Here is a 23,692-nt window from a genome sequence, read left to right as displayed (position 1 = left end):
TGGATAACGCCCGCATCGATCTCGCTTTCGCCTAACTGACGGAGGGCATATGACACTTTTGAGCATCATCGGGACGGTCGTTTTCGTCGCGGTCGTCGTGCTCTCGTTGCTAGCGGTGATGGACGTCCTGGTATTTTCGCCAGATAAAAGGAAGGTTCGAAAGAACCATGCCCGGGCGCAGAAACCGGGCGGACGTCGAATATGGTCACGCAAGTGACTAACGCGTCGCGCGCTCAAGGCGCGCGATTGCGAGGCGTGCTTACGAGCGCATTCAGATCCAGCGAGTCGGCAATCGCTTGCAAGCCTGCTTCATTCGGATGCAGGTTGTCGCCACTGTTATAGGCCGGCAGAAAAACAGTGGGATCGCGTGGATCGCTGACTGCCTTCGCCTGATCGAGTACCGCATCGCAGCCGCTGGTTGAACTCAGAACGAATGCGTTCACTTCCTGGCGCGCAGCTTCTATCTTGCCCCTTGCGCCGAACGGCGTCAGCGTCGAGCAGATTGCCTTTATGTTGGCACGATGCGCTTGCTCGATGAGTTGTCGCAATGCGCCGATCAACTGATGAGCCTTGGGCGGTTTGTCGGTGTTCAGATCGTTGATTGCATCATCCGAGATAACTACCCATTTTGCGCCCGGCTGCTCGAGTGCGGCGCGATGGAAGCGCGTGAGACCGGATTGTCCGGCGTGATGAGTAAAGAAGCTATCTCCACTGATACCCTGGTTGAGCACACCCACGGTCATGCCGGCCTGTTGCAGCCGCATTGCCAGGCGATTGGGCCAACGCCGGTTCTTGTTGACACCCGACATTAAGCCGTCTGTGATCGAGGCGCCAAAGGTAACGATCGCGCCGCTCGCCGCCTCGTTCCGCACGTCGAGATTGGTCAAGAAATAGTAGGACTGCCCGCCTTGGGAGCGTGTGACCCCGCCGCGAAAAGCTGGATCGGCACCGACGTTCCCAGGCGCGATATATGAATCTTGCAGACCGTCGACGTGACCTGTCGAACGCGGAGGCGTCCGCATGGGTAAATAAAGGCTGATGGCAACATCGGCAAGCGGTGGCACTGCGAATGGAACAGGATCGCTGACAACCGAAGCGCCGACGGCGACCGTCACGCTTCGCTTGCCGCTGAACGTGACGGGGCGGCCGCTTCCGGCCACCGTTGCTTGACCTCGCGCGCGCCGCGCGATTTGAGCGTCGCCGATTACGAGAGGTGCGGAGCCAAAAAGATTCGACACATGGATTCGCGCGGACGTGCCGCCGATGCTGGTGTGGACTATCTGCCGCAACGTCTGGTTCTGGAAGCCGGCGTCGTCGGTTACGGATGGCGAGACTGACCACGTACCTATCCAGGGCGCGGCCGTCTCGATGGCTTGCACGCGATTGCTGGCCGTGTGAGACAGCACGATAGAGATCACCATGACCGCTTTCAGGAGCGTCTCTATCGGTCGTTTCACGTCTTGCCTCTTGTGGCGGGCCGGGAAGAGGCACACCAAGCCGCCGCTCGACCCACAGAAGCAAAAAACCCGGCGTGCGGTCTCATCGTCGCTGCGGTAGTGAAAACAGCGGGTCAGGCACGTTACGCGAGGCGGCCTTTTGAGGCAGCCCCTTGATGAACGCTTCTGCAAGCGCAGTGACTATTGCAGACGCCCGCGGATCGAAAAGCGCGTGATCGATATCGTCCAGCACGGCGGCCCTCACGTTCGAGAAGCGAGACAACTTTTTTCCGCGCTTGCCAAAATGGGTATTGAACTGCTCGATACCCTCGTCAGTTGAACCGTAGATAAAAAGAGTCTTTACCCCCTTGCGCTCGAGCACACGAACCACGGCATGCGGGTCCGTGCAGCTATCGTCTTCGCCAGAACCGGCACCGTTGCCAGTTGCATCGAGTCTGTACGAGCGCAGCCGCGCGACGACGTTCGATGCGACTGCCTGAACGATCGGTCCGAGCTTGCGTCGTCCGCTGAGGACGAGCCACCACTTCGACGGTTTGAAGATTGCAGGCCCGACACGCGCCATCGAGTGGCGCTGCATCTCTTCCAACTGCGCAATAGGGATGTCTTCAGAGATGTAGAAGAGCGCGAGGTTGACTGCGATCACGGCCGTAAGTGCAGGCTCCACCAGCGACGCGCGCACGGCACTATAGGCGCCCGAGCAAATCCCGAACGAGATGACCGTGGAATAGCCCTTGCGCTTGAGCCAGGCGGCTGCCGTCGCGACGTCTTCTATGGTCTTGGATGCATGGATCGATGGGACGAGATCGAGTGGCCCTTGCACGGACCGTGGCGGGCTATCACCAATTCCACGCGCGTCGATGCGCATCGATGCAATGCCGCGGCGAGCCATCTCCCGAGCAATGCGCACCGACAAACGGCTATCGCCGTGATGCACGCTGCCCGCCGTATTGGTGATCAACATGATAGGGCCGCGCGCAACACTGCCGCGCGGTTCGCACAGGATGCCGAAGAGGCCGTGCGCGCCGAACACGACGGGGCGCTCCCGGGCCTCAGGCGTCTCGATGATCGCTTCGCCGAACAGCGATTCCGCCGGACGTTCTCCTATATTCGTGTGACTTCGCGCGGGTGCGCCGTGATCGATACTCGCGACCCATTCCGCGACCCGTGCAAGCGAGCGAGCCGGGACGACAGAAGATTTGGTTTCGTTTACATATTCGATGTAGCCTTCGAAAGCGCCGGTTTCGAGCCCGACGCCGCGTAGGCGCAGCGATGAACACAGTGCGGCGCTGGCGCGAGGCCATGCATCGAGCACAAGAGCTCGTGCCGGAATGGAAGACTGCCGTTCCATCGTCCTCGCGAGATCGAGTGCATCCAGTTCGCTGCAAAGCCGGTCGCTATAAACCTGCCCCAGCACGTTGAGTGGCTTGTCAGACTGCCGTGCGCGCAAAGGCGCGGCCAGGTTTTCGAGCCACACTTTGCGCAGCGCCGACAATTCGTGCAAATAAGCGCGCCCACGCGTGACGGGCGCGAGTAGTGCAAGTGAGTCGACCGCATGGTGACACGATGCCAATGCCGCGACGGTCGCGCCGAGACGAAAGCCGCATAGCGTGACGCTTGTCACGCCGGTCAGCTCCTTGAGCCGCTCGACAGCCGCGACAGTATCGGCCACGAAGGCATCGAGGTGATGATCGTCGCCGTCTATGCCTATGGAATCTCCCGCCGCCAGATAATCGAACCTCAATACGGGAATGCCGTACGCGGACAGTTCTTCCGCGAGATAGCGGATGCCTTTATGACACCACGCCTCTTCATGACCGAACGGACTGCAGATGACAACGCCGCGTGTGCTTTGCCCATGATGCAGCCATCCAAAGCGCCCACCGAATACGATCGGCTTCATGAGTTGCTCCGGTCTGTGTAGCTATCGTCTCCTATCGCTATGTGGCGAAGAACGGATGTTGCAGCCTCTCCTGCAACCGGACCGCGCAATGTTCTTATCATGTGGCGCATGAGCTGTCCTCTATTTCGTTTGATTGCTTGCGGTCGATTGAAGCGTTCTTTGCACATGCGTTCGGTACGGTAGATAACACTCTGCGAAGTGGCGAGCGAATTCAACAGGCTACGACCGGTGGGTTGCTTTTGAGGAGCCACTAATCGAAGCATGTAATTTTGTGTGAGGTCGCACATAGCATTGTTCTCCCCCGCAGTAATCTCGCTTTGCGAGAGACAGCAGTGATCATGGTCGAGTGCGAGGCATGGTGAGACTTCGGTTGTCCACAGGCGCATGCCGGCACGCAGATCAATACCTATAACGCTTTGTTCCACTACTGGTGCGCGGATGAATCACGAGAACGTAGTCGGGGCGAGCATGCGCATGTATGCGCGCGAACCCATATTTCAGAACTTGCCGGAACGCGCGGCTCAATCGCGCATGTCACGCTTCACGGCGGCGCTCGAGAACTTCACCGGCGAGCGTTTCGTGGGATACCCGGAATTGCATGCATACTCCACGCGAGAATATCGCCGTTTTTGGCAGTGTTTTCTGCAGTGGACCGAAGGAATGGAATGGTCCGGTAGTGCCGAGCCGGCGTGCGTGGGCGACGTATGCGAGACTGCACGTTTCTTTCCCGGCGTCGAGCTGAATTACGCCGAAAGCGTTCTTGGGCGAAAGATCGCGCCGGACGAATCACCAGCGGTCACCGCCTGCTATGCCGATGGCCGCCGTGAAACCATGACGCGCGGCGATCTGCGCGATCGTGTCGAGCGCCTTGCTTCGTCGCTCAGCAGACTTGGTCTGCGTCCGGGCGACCGCGTCGTCGCGATGATGCGCAATGACGCACAGGCGATTGTCACGGCGCTCGCCGTGACAGCGCTTGGCGCGACGCTATCGACTGCGGCACCTGAAACGGGTGTGCAAGCGATCCTTGACCGCTTCGAGCCACTCGAGCCGCGCATGCTGTTTGCGCATACGACGCAGCGCTCATTCGATACGGCCGGCTCAATCGCTGCGCATGTCGCCGCCGTGGCCGCGGCGTTGCCGACGCTCACCGATGTCATCTGTCTGGATGAGACACCGCTGCCGAGCACGGTCAGCCAGCCTCAGCACTCGCTGCGCGATCTCATTGTTCACGGCGACGCAGCAGGATTCGAGTGGCGGCGTTTTCCGTTCAACCACCCGCTTTTCATCATGTTTTCGTCGGGTACGACGGGAAAGCCCAAGTGCATCGTGCACGGTGCCGGCGGCACGCTGCTGGAACATCTGAAAGAGCATCAGTTGCACAGCGATCTGGGTCCTGGTGACAAGTTGTACTTTCACACCAGTTGCTCGTGGATGATGTGGAACTGGCAGTTGTCGGTGCTCGCTTCCGGTGTCGAAATTGTCACGTACGACGGACCGGTCACCGAGGTCGACACACTCTGGCGCCTCGTTGCCGACGAACGCGTGACCGTGTTCGGCACCAGTCCCGCGTATCTGAAGATGTGCGAGGACGCGGGCCTAGAGCCCGGTAAGCAGTTCAGGCTCGACGCGCTGCGCGCGATGATGTCGACAGGTGCCGTGCTCTACGATTCGCAGTTCGAATGGGTGAACTCGCACGTCAAGCGGTTGCCGCTCCAGTCCATTTCAGGAGGCACCGATATCATCGGCTGCTTCGTGCTGGGCAATCCGAATCTGCCGGTTTATGCAGGAGAAGCGCAGTGCAAGAGTCTCGGTCTCGATGTTCAGGCGTGGAATGAAGGCGCAGCCACTTCCACGACCGGCGAGCTTGTTTGCGTGAATTCATTTCCGTCGCGCCCGCTTGGCTTTTTCAACGACGCAGACGGCTCCCGCTTTCACTCCGCATATTTCAAGGCGAACCCGGGCGTGTGGACGCATGGGGACATCATCGAATTTTCGGCGCAGGGGTCGGCGCGCCTGCACGGGCGCAGCGACGGCGTTCTCAATGTGCGCGGCATCAACGTTAGCCCTGGCGAAATTTATCGCATCCTCAGCGACATTAGCGACATCCGTCAGTCGATGGTCGTCGCGCAGGCTGCCCATGACGCAAGCGGACAAGGCCAGCGCGTGGTGCTGCTGCTCGTGTTGCGCCAGGGCGCGCAGATGACGGCCGCGCTCGCTTCGCGCGTGCGGCGCGAGCTCATGCGGCAGGGGTCGGCGGCGCTCGTGCCAGATGTGATTGCCGAAGTCGAAGCGCTGCCCGTCACGCATAACGGCAAGGCGTCGGAGGCGGCAGCGCGCGATGCCGTGAACGGTCTGCCGGTGCGTAATCTGTCGTCGCTCGCAAATCCCGGATGCGTCGAGAAGATCAGCGCACATCCCGCGTTTGCACGTACACGTCGCGAGTTGCCGGAGCCGGGCGAATCGGCCGAGCAGGTGGAGGCTTATTTATGTGCCCTTTGGGAGCAGCTTTTCAGCTTCTCGCCCGTCGGTCGCGATGACAACTTTTTCGAGCTCGGCGGCCACTCACTGCTCGGCGCGCAGATGCTCGCGCAAATAAAGCTTGCAACGGGCCGGACCTTGCCCCTTGCGACGCTCATCATCGCACCGACTATAGCGCGGCTCGCGGCCGTCATCGCGGGAGAGCGCGTGCAGCACGCACACCCCAATGTCGTGCCGATGCGTGCGGGCCGCGGACGGCCTGTCTTCATGCTTCATAGCATCACGGGCTCAGTGATGGAGTGCCTGACGCTTGCCGGCATGTTGCAAAGCGAGCGGCCTGTGTACGGCGTGCAGGCGCGTGGGCTCGATGGAGAAGAGGAGCCGCAGCGCAGCGTCGAGGAGATGGCGCGCGTTTATATCCAGCAGATGCGCGCCGTGCAGCCGCGCGGTCCGTATGCACTGGTCGGCTATTCGTTTGGCGGGCTCGTCGCGTACGAGATTGCGCAGCAGCTTGTCGCCGAAGGTGAAAAGATCGAGTTGCTGTGTCTGCTCGATACCTACGTGGATGAGCGCTATTTGCCGTTGCATGCGTGGCTGGGCTTCCAATGCGATGTCATGGCGGAGCGTGTGCGCGCGTTCCGTGCGCTTTCTGCACGGGGTCGCGCTGCCTACATGAAGGAGCGACTGTCTGGAGCCGCTGACCGGATTCGCATGCGGCTTGGCAGGATGGCGTCCAGACCCGCGGCCGATACGCAAGGGCTGCCGCCGGTCCTGCGGCAGGTGCGCGAGTCGATGCGCGTCGCGATGGCGACGTATCGTCCGCGCCGCTACCGTGGCGGCCCGGTTCTGTACCTTCGCGCGTCTGTGAAGGAGGGCGGGCAGGGCGATCCGCTCCCAGCGTGGCAACGCGCCGTGCGAAGCGGCCTCGTCGTGAAGAACATAGAGGGCGCGCATACCGATCTCGTTGTCGAGCCCAACCTCGCAACGGTGGCGGAGACCCTGGCGCGCAGGCTTGCCGGCGCATAGCGGAGCACGAGGCGCGGCGCGGGTTATGCTCCGTAACGCGCCTCGTGCGAAGAACGCGAGAGCGTTCGACTCATGCCGGATTTACGGCGTCCCCGAGCAAATGACAGCTTGATCCAGTCGGTTGCGATTGCTTGCGAGCCGCGTGACTGCCTGCTCATTGACAGATGTATTCATCCGAGACCGCCACCGGTGTTCCTGCCGATGCAGCCTTGAAATGGCTGTACTTGCTGTAGGTCTTGCCGTTGACCGTTATCGACTCGCTGGCTTCGCTTTCGAGCGCGGCCTTGCTGTGCGCTTGCACGTTGGTGTTGCTCCATGCTTCGCCGCTTGATCGTGTTGTTGGCGCGACACTGTGGTTCACGATGGTTTTGTTGGTAGCAGCGATAGATGCCGTCGCCGGATTGCCGAACTTCGCCTGTTCCGAAGTCCATGCCGGTGGGACATATCCCCACCTCGAAGTGGCCGCGTTCATGTCGATTTTTTTCGGCGACCAGCCGAGTAGTTTAGGCCCGTCGGTCACCGGCGACAGTTCGATTGCCACGATCTGCTGTCCGCGGCGCGCGACCAGCAGGCACTTGCCCCCTTCAGAAACCTTTAGTGGGATTGCGCCGCTCCACTGGAGCAAGACCAAGGGCGGCGCGTCGGGCATGGGCTGTGAACCCGCCGGGCTTGCTGCCCAGATCGCCGGAGCGGTTGTTGTGTTTTGGGCGTTCACGTTCGTAATGGCCGTGAGCGACAACATGACAACCATGAGATAGCTTTTCATACGACGCCTCACGATAAAACGAGGGCTGCGTTTTCCGAATCAACGACAACGGCCAGCCCCGAAACGCGGAAGAAGGCACAAAGCGAATCTCTTTTTGCGGAGTGCTCGTTCGAACCTTATTTTACGAGCGAAATCTCTGTGCTGTCGTCCGTTAGCCGAACCGGCTTTGCAGCGGCAACCCCGTTACGTTGATCCTTGAACGGCGCCGGCTTCGTCGATCCGCTTACGGGCTGCGGATGACCGAGCGGCTGTTCGCTGGTCGAGTAGACCGGAAGACCCAAGCGGGCGCGCACGAGCGGATCACGATATTTTTCGTCGTCCGAATACTGCGGAACTTCGGAGGCGCGAGCGAGCGGCGCGGTCGTGCCGGGACAGAGATGGCCCGTGGCTTCGACTGCCTTGCGGTTGGCGTCGCTCTGGCACAGCAGCGCGAGTGCGACATCGGTCAGCCCCATTGCACGGAACTCGCGCGCATCGAGTCGTCGCACGCAAGCCTGATCGACCTGCGTCGTGCCACCTGTCAGACCGAAGCCGGTAACCGACAGTCCGAAGCTCGTGGAGCCCATGCAGGTATCGGAAAGCGTGGTGGTAAGCCCCGGCGCCGCGATGCTTGGCGTAGTGCGTACCGAGTAGGAACTCTGGTTGTAGTCCACCGTCGCCCTCGTGTCATACGCGCTCGATCCCGGACCGGATGCTGCCTTGCCGGTTGCGTCTATCCCGCCGCCGTTCCCAGTGCCTGCGCCTGTCGACGCCGTGAGTGTCGGCATCGTGACCGATACATTGACGTTGGAGGAGCCGCCCGTCGCGTTGGCTCGTCCGATGCCACCGACCGACGACGAGTTGGAATTCGTAGTAGCCGAAGAATTGGACGAGGTCCCGATGTTGTTCAGGCTCGAGCCGCCGCCCTGGCCGATACCGACGGAACTCGAACCGGATACGGAGCCCGACGATGAATTGGCCGTGGTCTCGGCATGAGTGGCCTGCGCGGCGCAGAACAGAACGCCACATACCAGATGTAAAGTGAACTTGGTCATTTTAGACCTCCCTGAATGAAGAGGGATGCCGTGACAGCAGCCACCGACAAGCGATCCCCGAACATGCTCTATCGTTTTAATGAGTTCAAACGAGGCGGGACCGGTTCGACCAATGGATCGTTCGGGCACCGCCTCACCTCTGGTGGCTAGTGCCAGCCGCGACCGAGTGAACTCCATGCGTTGGCCGCCGCGTCCGCACCGGAAAGCCCCGTCGCCGACGATCCGCCGTGGCCATATCCGCCGACCGTCGAAGTGTTGGTATGGCCAGTCGACGCATTGGTGGCGTTGCCCGTGACGCCGAACCCGCTACCTGCGATCGCTTGTGCATTGCCGTTTGCGGTGCCGTAGTCGGTGGCCCTGAAGGACCCGAACCCCGATACGGCCGCGGACGTTTGCCCGCCTGATGTCGAGCTGGAACTGGAAGTCGTTCCTGTCCCGGCCATCGCAGCTACCGAGCAAAGCGAGAAAAGTGCCGCAGCAATCAACTTGAGTCTCATGATATGTACTCCTTAGATCGTGAACTAATACCCCGTGTTCATCGTGACAATCAACAACATCATTTCGGGCTGGCTGCTGACCTCGAATTCAAAGCCGGTGTCTCAGCCGCCTGGTGGCTTAGTGCCAACCGCCGCCCAGCTTGCTCCATGCATTTGCCGCTGCATCGGCGCCCGACGTGCCGCCAGCCGTCGAGCCGCCAAAGCCGAATCCGCCGACTTGCGACGTGTTGATGTGGCTCGTCGTTGCGTTCGTCGTGTTACCCGTGCCGCCGAAGCCAGAGCCTGCAGTAGCCGAGGCATGACCGTTTGCGGTGCCCGAGTTGGTTGCGGTGAAGTGACCAAAGCCAATTACGGCGGCAGCGGTCGAGCCGCCCGACGTCGAGCTCGAGGTGGACTGGGTGCCGGTAGCAAAGGCGGCGGCGGAAATGAGCGAGAGCACTGCTGCTGCGATCAGATTGCGTTTCATCGTTAGTCTCCAGATTGACGGCGCACGGTTATCCAGCCACATTGACGCCGGGATGTGGCAGGTACTGAGTAAGAAGTTTTTAGTCCGAATCAATCGATTGGACTCCGAGGCGCCATGACAAGCGGGCGCCTGCGCGCTATCGCATCGTGAGTCATGGAGCGTTTGGTATCCCCGGTTGAGGCGGTCTCCCCGTAGCATCGATCAATCGATGCTTGCGGTTTTCTCTTCGCTTTTAATGACGTCTGTTTTTTGTTGACTTTACGAATATGGTATTAGGAGAACCGTGGGGCATCCAACATTGGCGGATAAATCAGGAGCAGCGATGATCTGCTTTGTGGGCAAGCGCTCTTATTAGCGCGGGCAGCACTGGCCGTTGTTGACCAGGCGTAGAACGCGGGAAACAGACTGGGTTGTTGCGAAAAGGAGGCGGGCGCCGGCGACGTTCTAATCGGCGTTGTAGATCAGCTTCTTGAAATAGAGCGTGGGCAGCGCAAACGTGAACGCGGCGAAGATTCGAAGAGATATGCCTGGCATCGCGTTGAAGGGACGCATGGATCGCATGAAAGGGCGAGCGCGCAAAGAGCAGGGGGGCGGGCACCGGCAACATCAGGAACAGCGGAAGAAAAAGGCGACGCCGGTTCGCCGCTTCACGCATGGATTTGTTGCCTGGTACTCCGCTACGCCAGCTACGAAGCGGGATGCGCGAGCAGATTGGTAATGAAGCCGTTCAGTTCGCTTTCGCCGGCATCGGTAATCGCCCAGTAGTTCATCCCTGCTGCACTCCAATGAGCAAGGCGATAGCCTTTCTCCTCATCGATGCGAGGGGGCGGTGCGCCGGCGTCGTTGCCCGGCCATACATAGAGGTTGATCGGATGCAGCTTGTAACGATAGACCATCACAGCTACCGTGCGCCCATTGAGGTAATCAAGCCGGCCACCAATCAGTGGATACCCCTGCTGCGCGAGGTCGACCACGGGCGGGGCGAAATCCAGCTTCCCGTCGAACCAGGGTTTCACCGTGTGCCGGTCGGTCGAGATGACATCGGACAGGTGATTGAACTGCAACGACCGAATATGATCGTCGACCAGTTCTTGAGTCAGGCGTGCCTCGCCCGACGAGGTCGACAGGTATAGACCCGCGCTCCAGGCGAGCGCAATGACACTGAAAGCCATTGCGCCAACCGGCGCCAGGCCCCATGACCGCCCGCGTGTGCCGTTACTGAACCGATCGACGAGCCGTTCCCACAGCGAGCGCCGAACTGGCAACGCAGCCTTGATACGTTTGACGAGTTCATCCGGCGCCTCGACGCGCAAATCCGCCTGCCTGAGCTGCGCACTAACGCTGCGTTGTTGCCGATAGGCGTGCTGGCAATGCTCACAGCCGGCAAGATGACGCTCGAATGCGAGCGATTCCGACAGGCTCAACTCCTGGTCGACATAGCCCGGCAGCAGTTCAAATGCCTGTTCGTGATCCATCACGCCTCCTGATCCGTCGGTGCAAGCAGCGCCGCAAGCCGCTGGCGTCCGCGCCCGAGGCGAGACATCACGGTACCTATCGGGATGCCCACGATATCGGCGATTTCCTTGTACGACAATTCCTCGAGCTCCCGCAACACGATCACCTCCCGATACTCCAGACGCAGTCCTTGCAACGCCTCGTGCACCCGCTTCCGGTTCTGGCTGCGGGTGAGCATCGCTTCGGGACTGTCGTCACGGTCAGCGGTAGTCGTCTCCTGGCTATGCATGTCTTCCTCGAACTCCGTCGTATCAGCAGCGTGCCCCCTGTTCTGCTGATGCCACGTGTAAAAGGTATTGCGCACGATGCTTAACAGCCACGCGCGAGCATCCTCGCCGCGGAATCCGCCAAAGAACCTGAATGCTCGGATATAGGCCTCCTGCACCACGTCCTGCGCATCCTGATCGTTATGCGTCAGCCATCGCGCGACATTAAACGCCGAATTCATATGAGGCAAAAGGAGCGTTTCGAAGCGCCGCGCAGTATCTGGACCGGCCATTGTCAAATCCCTGCAGTAAACGCATTCCGTGACCGACAGTGAGCAGACCGCCGGAACGTTACTTTTATTCCCGGACCAGCGAATGGCTCCGTACGGCGAGGTGCGCCATCCGGCACGCTTGCTTCGATTTTACGCACAGCAGCAGCACGCAATGCGGTCCGCGGGCCGTCATCGGTCAGCGCAGCGATTTTTGTTCGATGTGCGGGAATATCCGGTGGCAACGCGGCGTCTACTCATCGCATATCGCAAAACACTCTCAGGAGTCGAAAATGAAGAAGCTTGCTGTCACCGCGACCTCGCTTGCCGTTCTCGCTTCGTCGGGCGTATTTGCCCAGAGCAAGACGCGCGCTGAGGTCTATCAGGAATTGATCGAAGCGCAAAACAACGGCCTGAATTATGTCACCGAAACATCGTACCCGGATGTTAATCCGATCTTCACGACACAGGTCGCGCGATTGAAGCAGGAGTATCTTGCGGAACGGCGGCAGGTAAGTATGCAGAACACTATCGATTGACGTGACGTTTCGGGTTGGTTCGTTTTCCAAGGTGTGTCAGGACGTGCGTATCTGTGTCGTGGCGGTACCGCCATCATCACATAGACGCCACGCCAAATCCGACTGTTCAGAAGTTCTTACCAATATGGAGTACTAACGTGAAATCTGATTCATTAGACGGAGTTGTTGACCGGCCATTACGGATCCTCGTTGTCGCCGGCGCGGTGCTGATGGCAGGTTCATCCTGCGTGTACGCGCAAACACGGTCTGAGCCTGCCGCACATCAGGTCACTCAAGCGGAAGTGCGCCATGAGCTCGAAGAACTCGAGGCGGTCGGGTATAACCCGTCCCAAGGCGACGATAGTGACTATCCCGCGGATATTCAGGCTGCTGAGGCAAAGGTGGCTGCTAAGCATCAAGCGGAACGAGATGCGGTCGCGGACGTAGGCCGGGCTGAAAAGATGCCGCCGACGCCATGAGTCGGCACACTGTCTGGCAGCGATCCGCCGGTTGCGAAAGAGTCGGGCGTGTACTGACTGCTTGGGACAAGCAGCCAGTACCTGCCCGACTCCACACTTGGGGCTACACATGACGACGCGATATCCGGTGTTGCGCATTCGGCCGGTCGTCGCACTAGTGCTCGACATACAGGGTTGCGCAATGTCGGCGGCAGTGACGGTGGTGCGTGAAGCGGTTCGATACGCCAAGGGTTTCGTGCACCTTCGCCGCAAGCCAACGCTTGCAGCGACGCTCTGATCCACGGCATGCCAGCCGCTTCGATAGCCGCTCCTATGTGACCCACCTCAGCTTTCGATGGTCATCCAGACGCCCTCAGTGGCCCTCAGTTTCAGAGAAACGAAGCTCCTGCCTCGCGCGAGCGTCCCGCAGTCAGCTTGGAACGCCGTGCCCCGCGTTCTCTTGCGGGGCAGTCGCGCAACTTCTGGCGGCACGAACGCGCGCAGCGGGCGTCTATTGCACAGTAATGGTCTCTTTCATGGTTGGGTGTATGCCGCAGAACACTTTGTAGACACCCGGTTTATCGAACTTGAACTGAAAGGTGTCGTTCTGATCGAGCGCCGCCGAGTGAAAGATTCCGGCGTCGTTGACGACCGTATGCGGTTCACCATCGAGATTCTTCCAGGTCACGGTCGAACCGGCTTTGATGGTGAGCGACATCGGCGAGAACATGAAGTTCTTTATCACGACCGCATCGGGCTCCTGCGCCTGAACGACGGTGAGAGCAGCAGACGCCGCTATGAACATTCCGAACCCGAAAGTGACGGCGGCGGCGCGGCGAAAGATTTTGGTTAGCATGACATGGTTCCTGGTTGATAAGTACCGTGTGGCGATTCAGACGAGGGTCGTGTCCGCGAGCGTCGCTCTCAGAGGATGGCGCATGACCCTGATGCTGGTCACGCCAAGCATCCTCGGAAGCTGATCGCTGGCCACCTTCAGCGGGCCGGGGCCCGGTCCATTACCCGCCGTGGGTTGCGGATAGGCCGTCGAGCGCGCGGTATGAAAGGTGACATTGCCCTCCACCTTTGACACGATCTGATGAATGTGCCCATTCAGTACGGTTACGGAACCGAAGCGCTTCAGATAGCTCAACGCCTGGCCGGCATCGCCAGTACCCCAGCCCCACGGTTCGTAGATCGTCCACATCGGCATGTGCGCGAAGACAACGATCGGCGTGCTGGACGAGCGGCCTTCCAGATCGTTTTTCAGCCAGACGAGCTGATCGTCGCCAAGGCCCCCCAAACCGTTCGGCTTGAAATGCATCACATTGACGAGGCCGACGAAGTGCACGCCGTTGTGATCGAAGCTGTAATAGCCCTTGTTGTCGGATGCTTGACCGAAACGTTTGAAGTATTCGGTTCCAGCCCCGTCGGTCACGTCGTGCTCGCCAGGCACCGTATGCAACTCCGTGATATTCAGGCCCGACATCAATTGCGCCGCGAGGTCGAACTCTTCCGGCTTGGAAAGATGGGTAATGTCTCCGGTGTGAATCGTCAGCGCCGGCTTGATCGGCATCGCGTTGACGAATTCGATCGTCTGCTTGAGTGTGCCCGCGACATCAGGATTGGCTTCTTTGTTGAAGCCGATATGACTGTCGCTGATCTGCAGAAACAGAGGAACGCCCGCTCCAGCCGACGAGCTCTTCGCCGTCGCGGCGAGAGCCAATTCCATTGGAGTAAGAACACCGCCGGCCAGCACAAATACAGTGCCAACGCCGCCGAAGGCGAGACATTTCAATGCGCCGCGACGAGATGAATCGGATGGAAGATCTGACGACATATAGGCCTCACGACTAGGTTACGGAGGCGGATCGCTGGATCATCCAACGGGCCTCGCGACTGGGTTCAAGAGCTAGACTGTCGCGTCATCCGTTTTATTCCCGTCTGCTCAACGCGACGAATGCGTCCGGGCGCCCGCTCGTCCCGCTGGTGGAAGCTGCCGCGATTTAACTACAAACGGTCGACGCGTGCGGACGATGTGATCAGAAGTGGTGGAGTACTTTCTGCTTCTACTTCGACGCCGGTCGATGGCGGTTTTCGGAGTTATCGATCTGGGAAATGGCTTTTTTGAAAGTCCAGGAATATCCAGAGACGAATCCGCGTCTACTCAGTGCATCTCCACAACACACTCAGATGCCTGCAATAAGGACATTCTTCATGGACGCAATTTTCTGTCGCCTTTGTCGGGTCGGCTCGCGCACAACCCTAGAAACGAGGTCTCCATTGGACCGATCGATGTGCACGGGAACGGCCGAACTCAATCTGATGCTCGCGAAGCGGGGTGCCCGCATGATGCAGCAGCCTTCCGTTCAGAAAAACACAACCAGCAACGGCAGCGGATCTGGCGTCTACTAAGTAAAACTAACGTTGCGTGATGCGATAACGCAATTGCCGAAGGACGTTGAAACGGACGCCAGCAGCGACGAATGCGTAGTTCCAGTTAGACACTGCCGACTGTTTCTCGACTTCTAACGGCCGTTCTCTACACGTCTAACATTAAGAGGGCGAAGGTGAAACAGTTTGTGCGCCGTTTGCAATTCGGATCGGGCGTGATCGTGCTGATCTACGTTTTTCTCCACCTGATCAACCATGCCCTTGGGATCTGGTCTCTGAATCTTGCTGGGCAGGGGCTCACAATGGCGATATCACTCTGGCATAGCGTACCCGGAACGATCCTGTTGTATGGCTCGGCCGCTCTGCATTTTCCACTGGCTCTACAGACTATCTACCAGCGCCGCCACTGGGCGCTCGCGCCCGCCGAATGGATACGCCTTTGGGCGGGACTAAGCCTTCCATTACTGCTTATCCGCCACGCGGTGGCAACGCGACTCGCGGCGTCGCTTTATGGCTTCGAACCGAACTACGAGAGGATCGTGATCTCGCTGCATTTGCGTGAGTGCACAACCGCGCTGCCGCGTAAAAAAGCCCGCAGACATGGACTGCCTGCGGGCGACGCTACACCAGGGGTGTGATTCGCGGACGATTGGCGGCGCTATGCGGGGCGATAGGTCGCGTAGACCTTTGCGACGTGCTCGCGACTTTCCCAGCTGCACTGCGCGCCTTGCTCAACGAGGAAAATGTCGCCGCGCGAGAACGTCGCGCCGCGACCTGTTTCGTCCACGAACGTCACGCTGCCTTCGAGCAGATGCATGAGCTCGTGATGGTGGTAAAGCATTGCGACTCGGTGATAGGGCGTCGAATCCCACGTCCCGCAGTTAAACTGCTCATCGGGCGAACGATAGTCCGTCTGATTGCGGCACTGCGGCGTAGGCGTGAGTAGCAACTCTTCGGACGGCGTGCCCGACGGCTCCAGTTGCGGGGCGTCGTCGATCGGCACGATGGTGCCGTCCGTACCCTGCGCGCCTTGATAACGCATAAAGATGATCGATACCGGTCCCTGCGTCGACCACGCAAAGTACGCGCCCTCCGGGATCACGGCGCTGCTCCCGGCATTCAGCGTCAACACCCGTTCTGCTTGCCTGAACATTATCGTTCCTTCGGCAACGACGACGAACTCGTCTGCCGGTTGTAACGATACTGCACCACTGTCTGCCGCGAGCGTAATGACGCCGGCCGTCACAGGGCCCGGCGGTAAATCCACAAAGCGGCGGCTGGACAGGAAGCGATCGCCCGGCGAAGCGGCCAACGCGATGCCCTGGCTGGCGTCCGACGCGAACGCTTTCAGGTCAATGAAGGATCGAGGACGGCTATTTACCGTCGCTAGTCGTTGCAGTTCGGACATCTCGTCTCCCGGTAGGTTATGCTGCACTTTCACGTTGTTTTCTCCTGTTTCAGAGTGGAATGGTCAATGCGCTGTTCGATGCGGCCGAGCCGCACCACGGTCACGCCGGGCCGCAACTGGCGCAGAGACGGCATGACGAGCACACAGTTGTCGTACGGCGTGGTGATGGCCTGTCCTTCGGACCAGCCGATCACCGTACCGGCGTCCTCCAACACTTCGAGGCCCGTGTACGGCCCTGCGAAGCGAAACTCCATGCTTCGCGCAACGACCGGTTCGGTCACGCGCACTACACGCATCTCGTCGTGCAGGGGTACAAGCCATCCGCGCGGCAGATCGCTTTCGTCGACGACACCTGCCAGCAGCAAAAAACGCGCGGTGCAGCCGCGAGCCACCGTGACGGCGCTTGTCTCCCAGTGCTGGCCGCACTCGATGAGAAGCGCGTTCTTCGGACTGGCTTCATCGCCGAAACCTTTGTAATCCCGCATCCGGCGTCCTTCGGGGTGGCCCTCGTCGCAGATCACCGTGCCCGGGGTGCCCAGGCGCAGCGCGAGCTCAGAGCCCTTTTTTAGCGGGCCGGCGACGATCAGCGGCGCGCTTTTCTCGTGCATCGAGTGCAGGTCGAGCAGCAGATCGACGCTATCGACCACCGGCCGCATCTCACGGGCACGATCGAGTTCCGACGAGCGCGTCGCGGGATCGTCGAGCTTGGCGACGGTCCAGACGCGGTTGAAGTCCTGATCGACAAAGCGCGCGTTGTCCGGCATCGCGGGATTGAAACGCGCATAGGCAGCCACGTTCGCGAACGACAGCGTGAGCCGGCCGCGACGCGGGCGCAATCGCGCGCGCAACAGTTCATCGACGATGATCGCGCCGCACACCTCGTTGCCGTGCGTCAGTGCGTTGACCATCACGTGCGGGCCGGCCACACCAGAATCGAACGTATAGACGTAAGGGACGCCATCATTGCCAGGGGCATGCGCGGCAAGATCGGGAAAGTCGACTTCGATCGGGTAGGTATCCATCTTTATTCCAGTCCTCCCTGACACAGATACTTGATGGACAGATAGTCGTCGAGGCCATACTTCGAGCCTTCGCGGCCATAGCCCGATTCCTTCACGCCGCCGAACGGCGCCGCTTCAGACGCGAGCGCGCCCTCGTTGATGCCGACGATGCCCGCCTCGAGCGCCCGCGACACGCGATCGATGCGACGCACATCCTGGCTATAGAAGTACGATGCGAGGCCAAACGGCGTATCGTTCGCGGCTTGCACGGCCTCCTGCTCCGTGTCAAATGCGAAGAGCGGCACGACGGGGCCGAACGTCTCTTCATTGCAAAGGAGCATTCTCGACGTCGCGTTGGCGAGCACCGTCGGTGCGTAGTAGTGTGGCCCGAGTTCCGCGAGGCGCCTGCCACCGGTCAGTACTAGCGCACCATTCACGAGCGCGTCCTCGACGTGCCGCGCGATTTTTTCGACGGCGCGTACGTTGATCATCGGGCCGATCTGCGACGCCGGGTCGCTTGCGGGGCCGACGCGCAGTTCGGCGACCTTTGCGCTAAGCAGGGTAGAGAACCGCGCATACACGCTGCGCTGCACGTAGACCCGGTTTGGGCTGACGCAGGTCTGCCCACCATTGCGGAACTTGGCCGCGAGCAGGCCCGTCACGGCGGCGTCGAGATCGGCATCCTCGAATACGATGAACGGCGCGTTGCCGCCAAGTTCCAGCGAGGCCTTCTTGAGCGAGTTCGCCGACTCGCGCGCGAGGTACTTACCGACCGGGGTGGAACCGGTGAAAGTAATCTTTCGCACGCGGCTATCGGCGAGCCATTCGCCCACCGCTTCGACGGCCGACTCGCGCGATGCCGAAATCAGATTCAGCACGCCGTCAGGTACGCCGGCCCGATGCGCGAGCATCACCAGCGCGATGGCGGTCAGCGGCGTATCTTCAGCAGGCTTGGCCACCACGGTGCAGCCGGCGGCGAGTGCCGGCGCGATCTTGCGTGCGATCATCGCCAGCGGGAAATTCCACGGGGTGATTGCCGCCACCACACCGATGGGCTCCTTGATCGCGCTCATGCGCTTGCCGCGCTGCTGCTGCGGAATGAGGTCGCCGTAGATGCGGGTAGCTTCGTCGGCGAACCATGCGACGTATGACGCGCCATAGACGATCTCGCCGCGGCCTTCAGCGAGCGGCTTGCCCTGTTCAAGAGAGATCAGCGCGGCCAGCGCATCCTGCTGCTCCAGAATGAGAGCATGCCAGCGGCGCAGTACAGCGGCGCGGTCCTTGGGGAGCGTGGCGCGCCACCCCGGCAACGCTGCAGCGGCGGCGTCCACTGCGGCTCGTGCATCGGCCGGGCAGCTATCGGCTACGTCCGCGACCAGTTTCCCTGTAGCAGGATCGGTGACCGCGAAGCGCCGTCCACCCGCTGCCGCGACCCATTGACCATTGATGAAGTTGTTGTCACGAATGAGCGTTCGTGCCTGCAGTTCGAGATTCATGCTCATGGGAATATTTCCTGTTCATGATTGGCCTTGTCCGGGAGTCATCCGGTTAGCTCAATATCCGCGCGCCCGGTCGATTTCGCCGATCATGCGTTCACCTGCCTGGTGCCGGCGCAGATTGTCCAGCACTGCGTCGACGGCGGTGACGGCGCACGTTGCGCTTGCGATATGCGGCGTGATCCGCACGCGCGGCTGGCTCCAGAGCGGGTGCTCGGCGGGCAAGGGCTCGGGATCGGTCACGTCGATCACCGCACTGTGGATCTGGCCGCGCTCCAGCGCCTCGAGCAGATCGTCCATGACAAGTTGCGGCCCGCGGCCCACATGCACGATCGACGCGCCTTTGGGAAGCGCTGCGAACACGCGTCGATTGAGCAGGCCCCGCGTGGCGTCGGTGAGGGGCAAGAGACAGATCAGCACGTCGGTGCGCGCAAGGAACGCATCGAGCGTGGCGTCGCCGTCGAAACATTCGACGCCTTCAATGTCGTGCGGCGAACGGCTCCAGCCGGCGCATGCGAAGCCGAAGAGTCGCAGCCGTTCGAGCACTGCGGTCCCGAGCACCCCGAGGCCCAGCACGCCGACGCGCCGCGAAGCGGCCGGCCGCAGCGGCATGGGTTTCCAGACGCGCGCCTGTTGCTGCAGCGCATAGTCGAACAGGTCCCGATGGATCGCCAGCACGGCTTCGGTTGCGTACTCGACCATGCCGTCGACAATGCCGGGCTCTATCATCCGGACCACCGGCAAATGGGCCGGAAGACGGGTTAGATCGAGTTGATCGACGCCGGCACCCACCGAAAACACCACTTCGAGAGCGGGCAGCGTGGCGGCCAGGTCGTCCGGCTGCCAGGCGACGAGATAGCGAATGGCCGCAGGATTGCCAATGTCTGGCCAGACGCGAAACGGGATGTCCGGCGCGAGATCGGCGAAGCGCTCGGCCCAGATTGCACCACGGACTGGATCGGACTTGTAGAGAAGGGTCATCGTCGCTTACCCCATAGCGTGGTTAATGATGCCGAACATGCGATACGCGGCATCGGGTTCGCCGCTGTACAGCTGGGCAGGCGCATTGCGCACCATCCTCGTCACCGAGTCGACGCGCGTCATGCCGAGCGCGATCAACCAGTCGCTGATGCCTGTGCCGCCCGGCACATCGATGCGCAGCACATCTCCGGCGTGCTTTGCGAGCCAGTAGCTGATTAGAGACTTCGCAAGCTGCTCGTCGGGCGAAGGTGTCGTGACGACCGGGCCAATCGCGTACCCCGAACCGAAGCGACGCAGCAGCGAAAAACCGGCCAGTTCGCCGCCACGTTCGAGCACTACGCCCTGCGCGACATCGAGCAGCGCTGGCAAAACCGCGCTACGATCGAATCCGCATCCGCGCGACGCGAGTTCGATCAGTTTCGGCAGATCGCTGGCTACCGGCGGGCGTAATTGGTAGCCTTCTGTCGGCGCGACCGCAGCGGTACTGCCGACGGTGCCTTGGTGTTGATCGAGGGTGCCGCAGCTGTCGAAGCCCAGCTTCTCATAGAGCCGCTTGCCGGCCGGCGTGGCGTACAGAAACGTCGTGCGGCTGCCAAGCGCTTCAAGGACCTGCTCCATTAGCTGACGACCGATTCCCCGTCCTTGCTCCTGCGCAGACACGATCACGAGCCCCAGGGTGCCGTAGTGCTCGCCGAACTTCCAGTACAGGGCGGTGCCGATCACAGCGCCGTTATCCTCTGCGACAAAGCCGCTGCCGGTTTGGAACATGAAGCGCCAGTCGTCTGCACGATGCGGCCAGCGTATGGTCGCAGACAGCGCATGAGCGGCGGAGATATCGTCGGACCTGAACGGTCGATAGGTAGGTGCCTTGCTAGGCAGTGAATCGGACACTGATCGCTCCTGATAACGGACATCGTCGACGGCGACAGCGCAGCCTTCGGCGCTGTCATAAAAGATCTTCTTGTGGTGCGTTGAACAACCGCCCTGCGTTCAGCGCAATATGGCATTATTCATTATAATGAGCAAGAGATTCCCGCATTCATTTTGCTGACGACTGCCAATGTCGGCTGGCCACAACGAAAGCAGGCGCACGAGCAAACGAATGCGGGTGCGCAGGCATAGGCATAGGCATAGGCATAGGCATAGGCATAGGCATAGGCATAGGCATAGGCATAGGCATAGGCATAGGGAATGACCACCGAACAGTTTCAACAGGGATGATATGAAGCCAACACAGGTCAGGAAAAAGAGCGTGACCGAGCTGACTCACGCCGACGTCGGTGCTCGACTGCGGGCCCTGCGCACCGCTCACGCGCTGTCCGTGAACGAACTCGCGATGCGCGCCGGCGTGTCGGTCGGCACCGTGAGCCAGATCGAGCGCAACAAGGCGAATCCGTCGGTGCGCATCCTGGAACGTTTGAGGCAGGCGCTGTCAGTACCGCTCAGCGCACTGCTTGAGGAGGACGACGCAGTATCGGATCCAGACGTGGGCGACTTCGTGCGCAGGGCAGCCGAGCGGCCGGTGTTCGATGTCGGCAACCACGGCATCCAGAAAGAACTGCTGTCGCCGCACGGTGAGCATGATCTTAGGATGATGATCATCCTGCTTCCGGCGGGCACAGGCTCAGATGAAGTGCTCGTCGGGGTGGGTGAGAAAGGAGGATTGGTGCTCGAAGGCACGGTGGTGCTGAACGTTGGCGACCACCGCGCCGAGCTGCACGCCGGCGACAGCTTCCAGTTCAAGAGCACAGTGCCGCACAGCGTACGTAACGAGAGCGGCAAGACGGCTCGTCTGCTGTGGCTCATCAACACCCAGCCGCCGGTCGTCCATTTCTGATGCGTGGCGCTGTCGAGCGCGCTCCAGCATCCGTTCGCCGAACATCGCTGCCATTTCCTTCCACGGCAATGCTGCGTGCTCGGCGCGCGGCCCTCTCACGTCAGCGCTGGCGCAGGGGCAGCCTTTCATCGGTTGTCAGCCGGCTCGGGCGCGGAAAATCCTTCTGCACTGCACCACGAAAACTTTCGACATTTCTTTTTTGATCACTGGCAATTCATTTTTTGTTCACTATAATGAACCACATCTGACGCCTGTTCATCGCCCATAGCGCGATGACAGGCCTCGCGACTTGCGGCGACGTCTGGAAACAGCAACTCATGTCGGCGCTTCACGGTGTGTTTAGAGCAGGCGACCATGTCCAACCCGTCACTCGATTTCGATCCATCTACTGTCTCGTTGCCGCAGGGACATTTCATTGGAGGTGCATACTGTTCGACCGATGAAGCGCAGATCTCCGTCTATCGCCCTTCCGACGGCCAGTTGCTCGGCTATGTCCCCGACGCATCCGCAGTCACTGTCGACCATGCGGTGAGCAACGCCCTGCAAGCATGGAAGAGCAGTGGGTGGGCAACGCAGCCGCCGCGTCAGCGCGCCAAGGTGTTGACCCGCTGGGCGGAGCTCATCGACCGGAACGCACTGGAGCTGGCGCAACTTGAGGCCGTCAGTTCAACGCGCCCGGTAGCCGAAGCGTATGCGTCCGATGTGCCGTTTACTGCGGAGGCGATCCGCTTCTTCGCAGAGCTTGCTGACAAGCTTGGAGGCGACTTTGCGGCGACCCGCCGGGATAGTGTGGGATTCGTGGCATCCGAGCCCTATGGCGTGATCGGCGCGATTACTCCGTGGAATTTCCCGCTGTCGATGTGCTCCTGGAAATGCGGACCCGCACTAGCGGCGGGTAACGCCGTCGTGCTGAAGCCGTCGGAATTGACGCCATTCTCCACGCTGCGCCTTGCGGAACTCGCGATCGAAGCTGGCATGCCGTCCGGCATCTTCAATGTGGTGAACGGCCATGGCACGACGACCGGCGCCGCACTCATCCGCCACCGGGATATTTCGAAGATCAGTTTCACCGGCTCGACCCGCACCGGCGCGGCGATCATGAGTGACGCAGCCCTGCATGGGACGAAGCCCGTTACGCTAGAGCTTGGCGGCAAAAGCCCCCAGCTTGTGTTCGAGACGGTGCCTGACCTGGCGCACACGGCCGGTTGCATCGCGCGTGGCTTTACAAGCAACGGCGGCCAGGCGTGCGTCGCTGGTACGCGGCTTATCGTGCACGAACGGATCGCCGAACCGCTACTCGACGCGGTGCGGATGCAGCTGGCGGGAATTAAGCCGGGACCGCTATGGCACGGCACGACCAGCTACTCCCCGATCATCAGCCGGGGCCAGGCAGAGCGGATTGAGTCGCTGATCAGCGAAAGCCGCGCGAGCGGCGCCGAAGTGATCTTCGGGGGCGGTTACTTCGACGACACCGACGATGGCTATTTCCACCGGCCGACGATTTTGGCTAACGTGACAGAGTCGACGCCTGCGGTGCGCGAAGAACTGTTCGGCCCGGTCCTGACCGTTCAGACGTTTCGGGAAGAGGATGAGGGCATCGCGCTCGCCGGGCACCCGACTTATGGGCTATGCGCCGGCGTTCACACGAGCGACATCGGGCAGGCGCTGCGTGCGATGCGCCGTATCGCGGCGGGTACCGTCTGGATTAACCGCTACGGCCGCAGCAGCGACATGATCATTCCAACGGGGGGATTCAAGCAATCGGGTATCGGCAAAGATCTCGGACGCCAGGCGCTGGAAGCCAGCCTGCGCTTCAAGAGCGTGCTGATCGACTTCGATCGGATGTAAAACGGCGCTATCACTGGCAGTTCGATGGCCAGCACGAGGCTTCCACTGTGACGGGCAGTACACCGTCAAGACGAAAGGTGAACGTACGCGCAGACGTAGGAGCGCGAACGACAGCTAGGAATCTGGTTTGGAGTCGGTTG

At 60.7% G+C, this 23,692-nt stretch carries 22 protein-coding genes and 1 pseudogene; 7 read left to right on the top strand and 16 right to left on the bottom strand.

What is annotated here, in order from left to right; genetic code table 11:
- Nucleotides 1-233: 233 nt before the first annotated feature.
- Both F759_RS0107665 and F759_RS0107660 read right to left on the bottom strand, forming a co-directional pair.
- The gene (locus F759_RS0107665) at nt 234-1,457 is read right to left on the bottom strand and encodes a GDSL-type esterase/lipase family protein (protein ID WP_036023839.1); all 1,224 of its coding nucleotides are present in this window, start codon (nt 1,455-1,457) and stop codon (nt 234-236) included.
- An 82-nt stretch (nt 1,458-1,539) separates the two neighbouring features.
- A complete protein-coding gene (locus F759_RS0107660; RefSeq protein ID WP_027799328.1) occupies nt 1,540-3,357 on the bottom strand; it encodes a serine aminopeptidase domain-containing protein in 1,818 nt (605 codons plus the stop codon).
- Between the two features lie 438 nt (nt 3,358-3,795).
- Between F759_RS0107660 and F759_RS0107655 the strand changes: the two genes are divergently transcribed.
- Nucleotides 3,796-6,861 carry an acetoacetate--CoA ligase gene (locus F759_RS0107655; protein WP_027799327.1) on the top strand — a complete coding sequence of 1,022 codons (3,066 nt, stop codon included), beginning with the start codon at nt 3,796-3,798 and terminating at the stop codon, nt 6,859-6,861.
- 154 nt (nt 6,862-7,015) lie between these two features.
- On the opposite strand, the gene F759_RS0107650 is transcribed toward F759_RS0107655, so the two are convergent.
- The 6 genes from F759_RS0107650 to F759_RS0107620 all read right to left on the bottom strand — a co-directional run bounded on the left by F759_RS0107650 (nt 7,016) and on the right by F759_RS0107620 (nt 11,638).
- Nucleotides 7,016-7,627 (bottom strand): hypothetical protein, encoded by a 612-nt coding sequence (locus F759_RS0107650; protein WP_036023836.1) that lies wholly within the window; start codon nt 7,625-7,627, stop codon nt 7,016-7,018.
- Between the two features lie 116 nt (nt 7,628-7,743).
- Entirely contained in the window at nt 7,744-8,661 is a 918-nt protein-coding gene (locus F759_RS0107645) for a hypothetical protein (RefSeq protein ID WP_027799325.1), read from the bottom strand.
- A gap of 146 nt (nt 8,662-8,807) precedes the next feature.
- Nucleotides 8,808-9,158 (bottom strand): hypothetical protein, encoded by a 351-nt coding sequence (locus tag F759_RS40690; RefSeq protein WP_084534218.1) that lies wholly within the window; start codon nt 9,156-9,158, stop codon nt 8,808-8,810.
- 118 nt (nt 9,159-9,276) lie between these two features.
- Nucleotides 9,277-9,624 (bottom strand): hypothetical protein, encoded by a 348-nt coding sequence (locus F759_RS0107635; RefSeq protein WP_027799324.1) that lies wholly within the window; start codon nt 9,622-9,624, stop codon nt 9,277-9,279.
- Nucleotides 9,625-10,310: 686 nt separating this feature from the next.
- Complete coding sequence (locus F759_RS0107625; protein WP_036023833.1) at nt 10,311-11,099, bottom strand: anti-sigma factor family protein; 789 nt, start codon at nt 11,097-11,099, stop codon at nt 10,311-10,313.
- Nucleotides 11,099-11,638 carry a sigma-70 family RNA polymerase sigma factor gene (locus tag F759_RS0107620; RefSeq protein WP_027799322.1) on the bottom strand — a complete coding sequence of 180 codons (540 nt, stop codon included), beginning with the start codon at nt 11,636-11,638 and terminating at the stop codon, nt 11,099-11,101. The genes F759_RS0107625 and F759_RS0107620 overlap by 1 nt, the downstream gene beginning before the upstream one ends.
- Nucleotides 11,639-11,907: 269 nt before the next feature.
- On the opposite strand from F759_RS0107620, the gene F759_RS0107615 reads away from it, so the two are divergent.
- The 3 genes from F759_RS0107615 to F759_RS42830 all read left to right on the top strand — a co-directional run bounded on the left by F759_RS0107615 (nt 11,908) and on the right by F759_RS42830 (nt 12,888).
- Nucleotides 11,908-12,153, top strand: coding sequence for a DUF4148 domain-containing protein (locus F759_RS0107615; RefSeq protein ID WP_027799321.1), 246 nt, complete (start codon nt 11,908-11,910; stop codon nt 12,151-12,153).
- A gap of 137 nt (nt 12,154-12,290) precedes the next feature.
- The gene (locus tag F759_RS0107610) at nt 12,291-12,611 is read left to right on the top strand and encodes a DUF4148 domain-containing protein (RefSeq protein WP_027799320.1); all 321 of its coding nucleotides are present in this window, start codon (nt 12,291-12,293) and stop codon (nt 12,609-12,611) included.
- 109 nt (nt 12,612-12,720) lie between these two features.
- Nucleotides 12,721-12,888, top strand: coding sequence for a hypothetical protein (locus F759_RS42830; RefSeq protein WP_154670907.1), 168 nt, complete (start codon nt 12,721-12,723; stop codon nt 12,886-12,888).
- Between the two features lie 213 nt (nt 12,889-13,101).
- Here F759_RS42830 and F759_RS0107600 read toward each other — a convergent pair whose 3' ends face one another.
- The gene (locus F759_RS0107600) at nt 13,102-13,395 is read right to left on the bottom strand and encodes a cupredoxin domain-containing protein (RefSeq protein WP_244438802.1); all 294 of its coding nucleotides are present in this window, start codon (nt 13,393-13,395) and stop codon (nt 13,102-13,104) included.
- A gap of 87 nt (nt 13,396-13,482) precedes the next feature.
- Nucleotides 13,483-14,427, bottom strand: coding sequence for a metallophosphoesterase family protein (locus tag F759_RS0107595; protein ID WP_027799318.1), 945 nt, complete (start codon nt 14,425-14,427; stop codon nt 13,483-13,485).
- Nucleotides 14,428-15,169: 742 nt separating this feature from the next.
- Between F759_RS0107595 and F759_RS37415 the strand changes: the two are divergent.
- Nucleotides 15,170-15,532: pseudogene (locus F759_RS37415) on the top strand (hypothetical protein); the annotation flags it as partial.
- A gap of 107 nt (nt 15,533-15,639) precedes the next feature.
- Here F759_RS37415 and F759_RS0107580 read toward each other — a convergent pair.
- The 6 genes from F759_RS0107580 to F759_RS42040 form a co-directional block, all read right to left on the bottom strand.
- On the bottom strand, nt 15,640-16,134 hold the full coding sequence (locus F759_RS0107580) for a cupin domain-containing protein (protein ID WP_244438799.1): 495 nt from the start codon (nt 16,132-16,134) through the stop codon (nt 15,640-15,642).
- A gap of 284 nt (nt 16,135-16,418) precedes the next feature.
- The gene (locus F759_RS0107575; protein ID WP_209440478.1) at nt 16,419-17,411 is read right to left on the bottom strand and encodes a M14 family metallopeptidase; all 993 of its coding nucleotides are present in this window, start codon (nt 17,409-17,411) and stop codon (nt 16,419-16,421) included.
- Nucleotides 17,412-17,413: 2 nt separating this feature from the next.
- Entirely contained in the window at nt 17,414-18,892 is a 1,479-nt protein-coding gene (locus F759_RS0107570) for an NAD-dependent succinate-semialdehyde dehydrogenase (protein ID WP_027799315.1), read from the bottom strand.
- 51 nt (nt 18,893-18,943) lie between these two features.
- Entirely contained in the window at nt 18,944-19,867 is a 924-nt protein-coding gene (locus F759_RS0107565; RefSeq protein WP_027799314.1) for a 2-hydroxyacid dehydrogenase, read from the bottom strand.
- 6 nt (nt 19,868-19,873) lie between these two features.
- On the bottom strand, nt 19,874-20,758 hold the full coding sequence (locus F759_RS0107560; RefSeq protein ID WP_027799313.1) for a GNAT family N-acetyltransferase: 885 nt from the start codon (nt 20,756-20,758) through the stop codon (nt 19,874-19,876).
- Nucleotides 20,759-20,880: 122 nt separating this feature from the next.
- Nucleotides 20,881-21,066, bottom strand: a complete 186-nt coding sequence (locus F759_RS42040) for a hypothetical protein (protein WP_154670906.1) — start codon at nt 21,064-21,066, stop codon at nt 20,881-20,883.
- A 53-nt stretch (nt 21,067-21,119) separates the two neighbouring features.
- Here F759_RS42040 and F759_RS0107555 point away from each other — a divergent pair, with 53 nt between their 5' ends.
- Nucleotides 21,120-21,704: a cupin domain-containing protein gene (locus F759_RS0107555; RefSeq protein WP_244438798.1), complete on the top strand. Its 585-nt coding sequence runs from the start codon at nt 21,120-21,122 to the stop codon at nt 21,702-21,704.
- 354 nt (nt 21,705-22,058) lie between these two features.
- Entirely contained in the window at nt 22,059-23,552 is a 1,494-nt protein-coding gene (locus F759_RS0107550) for an aldehyde dehydrogenase family protein (RefSeq protein ID WP_027799311.1), read from the top strand.
- Nucleotides 23,553-23,692: the final 140 nt, after the last annotated feature.

Source organism: Paraburkholderia dilworthii (genome assembly GCF_000472525.1).
Classification (GTDB): Bacteria; Pseudomonadota; Gammaproteobacteria; order Burkholderiales; family Burkholderiaceae; genus Paraburkholderia; species Paraburkholderia dilworthii.
Note: the sequence above shows the minus strand (reverse complement) of the source record. Positions and strands in the feature narration are given on the sequence as shown.